Raw genomic sequence first — 2,903 nt, 5'->3', positions numbered from 1 at the left:
GGTCGGGGCTCAGAGGCCGTCGATCGAGATTGCGGTTGGGCAGGCTGCGATCGCGGTGGCACAGCGGCCCGTCGGGGTGCCGTTGCCGGGGCCGGAGTCGTTGTGCTAGCCAAGGGCTGAGCAGGCGGGCCAGGGGCAGGCGTCGTTCCTGGCGTTGCCGCTGCATCGGGCGTACCCGCGGGCGGTACTCGAGTAATCGCTACCGTATCCTGGTCGGGGTCGGGGGGCGGAATCACCGCCTCGTCAGAGGACCCTACGGGCAACATCAGAAGCAGGGCATGTAGCCCTAAAGAGGCCAACAGCAGCGGGGCCAGTAGGGTTTGCCAGGGCGATCGCGGCCCCCGAAAATTTATCTTCATCGCTCGATTTACCATGCTGTATGCAAAGACCCCTCAGGTCTCAACTCAGAACACCCTAACGTTTAACGAGGCTGGCCATCCCTAAGCGTATTTCACCTAAAAAAACATCCCGATCAGGAACACGACCTTGCCCCCTGATTGACTGACAAAACTTGTCAGCAGAATCCTCGAACGCCATCTGGGAAAGGGGTTGGGGGTAAGGAGCGGATAACTTTTGTCAGTCAACTAGCCTTGGCCCAGTGAGCCGGTTGCGGAGAGACACCGAATAGGTATTTAGTTGGAACACTCTAACCCAGCTTAGCCCCTCGGATCGGCTTGCCAAAAAATCACCAGGGTAGTCGATCCGCCAGGGCTAACGGGCACCAGCGAGATCCAGAGAATCGGGTTGCCGCCATCCTGAACTTCAAACAGATTGAACCCACAGTAGGCCTGACCCAGGGGCTGCACCGTCTGCTCGGCAAAGGTTCTGGGGATATCCTGCTGCTCTACTAGCTGAATATTGCGGCTCAGGTACCGCAGATCGGCGGCAGGAGGGCGCAGGGTGTAGGCGCTGCGGTCAATGGAGCCAAAGAAGCACTGCCGGGTGCTGGTCTGCCATTGAGAAACATACAAATCCCAGATATCCCCCGGAAATTGGTCGGTGAGATCAAAGTTGCTCTTGCCGGGTTCTCGCCCGAGGGCGCCGACCGCTGAGCTGACCAACTGCGCTTGGCGATTGGGGTCAAACCCGGCGCCGGGGTCTGGCTCAAGCGGGTCGTCAGCCGGAGACGACTCTGTCGCGGCGCTTGGTTCTGACGGCGGATTGTCTGGATAGGTTTCTGGCACAACGGGTTGAGTAGGTGCCTGGGGGGCCGTGGGGGTCGGCGCTGGCGGCGTAGCGGCGGCGGCGGTTTCGGCGGGCGGGGGCGCGGGCTCCGCATCGGCCAGACTGCTAATGCTCAAGAGGTCAACAACGGTCTCTTCTGTCTCGGCAACCTCCGCTTCCTCCTCGACCACAGGCTCTGGGCGCGAGGGTACTGGAGCAAACAACAGCAGCCCGTGCAGCAGCACCGAAAGGCCCAGCAGCGGGGCCAGTAAGCCCCTGAGCCAGGTCAAGCGGCGGGGCGAACGGAGGGGCGGTGGAATAGGTCGCGTAGACTCTGGCGGCGGGGCGGAGCGGGTCGCCTCGACCGATTCCCGAATGGGCATAGCTGCGTAGATATAACGGCGGCGGGGTAGGCGTTGATCACAGACTTAGCAACGCGGCAAAAAACTCGCTGGGCGCAACTCAGTTAGGACAGTTGTGGTGCCGCCCCCGGGAAGACACAGCAGTCCCGAGGGCGGCAAGACAGGCGCGATCGCACCTTAGCTAATGGGGCTTACAGCTCGGCCAGAATGGCTTCGTAGCGCTGCGCTGACAGCGGCACATAGCCCACTTCGGGAACAATCTCGGGGGCGTTGTCGATGGTGAACTCGACGAAATCACGCACCTCGGGATTGCTCTCTAAGCTGCTCTTCTTGACGTAGATGAAAATAGGCCGAGACAGCGGCGTGTAGGAGCCGTTCTCGACGTTTTCGGGGGTAGGCGCTACACCATCGATGGCTACCGCCTTGAGGCTATCCTGGTTTTCTAGGTAGTAGGCCAGACCAAAGTAACCGATGGCGTTGGGGTCGCCGCTCACACCCAATACCAAAATGTTGTCGTCTTCGCTAGCGGTGTAGTCAGCCCGGCTAGCCCCCTCCTCACCCACGATCACATCGGTGAAATAGTCGAAGGTACCCGAGTCGGTACCGGGGCCATATAGGCCAATGGGTTCGTTGGGCCAGCTAGAGTCGATTTGGCTCCAGTTGGTGATGCTCCCTTCAGCATCGGGCCCCCACAGCATTGCCAGCTGCTCAACGGTCATGTCTTCAGCCCAAGTATTGTCGGGGTTGATCACCACGGTCAGGGCATCGGTGGCGACGGGTACTTCGATGTACTCAATGCCAGCCGCAGCACATTCCTCAGCTTCAGAACTTTTGATCGGGCGAGAGGCCCCAGTAATATCTAGCTCACCAGCACAAAACTTCTTGAAACCACCGCCGGTACCCGAAACCCCAACGGTAACCTGGGTGCCACGGTTGGCCGCCATAAACTCTTCGGCCATGGCTTCGCTGATGGGAAATACAGTGCTGGAGCCGTCGATTTGAATCGTCGAATTTTGAGAAAACGCACTGGGAGCAGCAACTCCTAACGCGACAGTAGCGGTTACTGCCGCACCTAGCGTGTAGCGATTAAATTTCTGTCTACCGAGAACCATACAACACTCTCCGTGGCGTTTAACAACTATGAAATGCGCCATTTGTGAGTTTATGCTTCTAACCCTAAGAGTTGCTGATGCCTGCTGTAAGGTTAGGTTTAGAAACGGTTAAGCCAGATTTAATCTAGCCCATTGTAGGTAACTACTCCAAAAGTGCTGGTAGAGACAGGATCTATAAGCTTAGCCGCAGGTAGCTGCCGCCACCTGCGGCGCTGAAGCTTGAGCGCGAATCACATCCGGTAACGGTGGTATTCGGTCATCGCTA

At 58.6% G+C, this 2,903-nt stretch carries 2 protein-coding genes and 1 pseudogene; all 3 read right to left on the bottom strand.

The annotated features are described in order from the left end of the window. A pseudogene (locus IQ254_RS30600) lies at window positions 1–359 on the bottom strand (hypothetical protein); the annotation flags it as partial. A gap of 297 nt (window positions 360–656) precedes the next feature. Further along, the gene (locus IQ254_RS30595; RefSeq protein ID WP_193969905.1) at window positions 657–1,547 is read right to left on the bottom strand and encodes a hypothetical protein; all 891 of its coding nucleotides are present in this window, start codon (window positions 1,545–1,547) and stop codon (window positions 657–659) included. 170 nt (window positions 1,548–1,717) lie between these two features. Continuing rightward, window positions 1,718–2,638, bottom strand: coding sequence for a PstS family phosphate ABC transporter substrate-binding protein (locus IQ254_RS30590; RefSeq protein ID WP_193969904.1), 921 nt, complete (start codon window positions 2,636–2,638; stop codon window positions 1,718–1,720). Window positions 2,639–2,903 lie beyond the last annotated feature (265 nt).

The organism is Nodosilinea sp. LEGE 07088 (assembly GCF_015207395.1).
Lineage (GTDB): Bacteria > Cyanobacteriota > Cyanobacteriia > Phormidesmidales > Phormidesmidaceae > Nodosilinea.
This window is presented reverse-complemented; position numbering and strand designations above follow the sequence as displayed.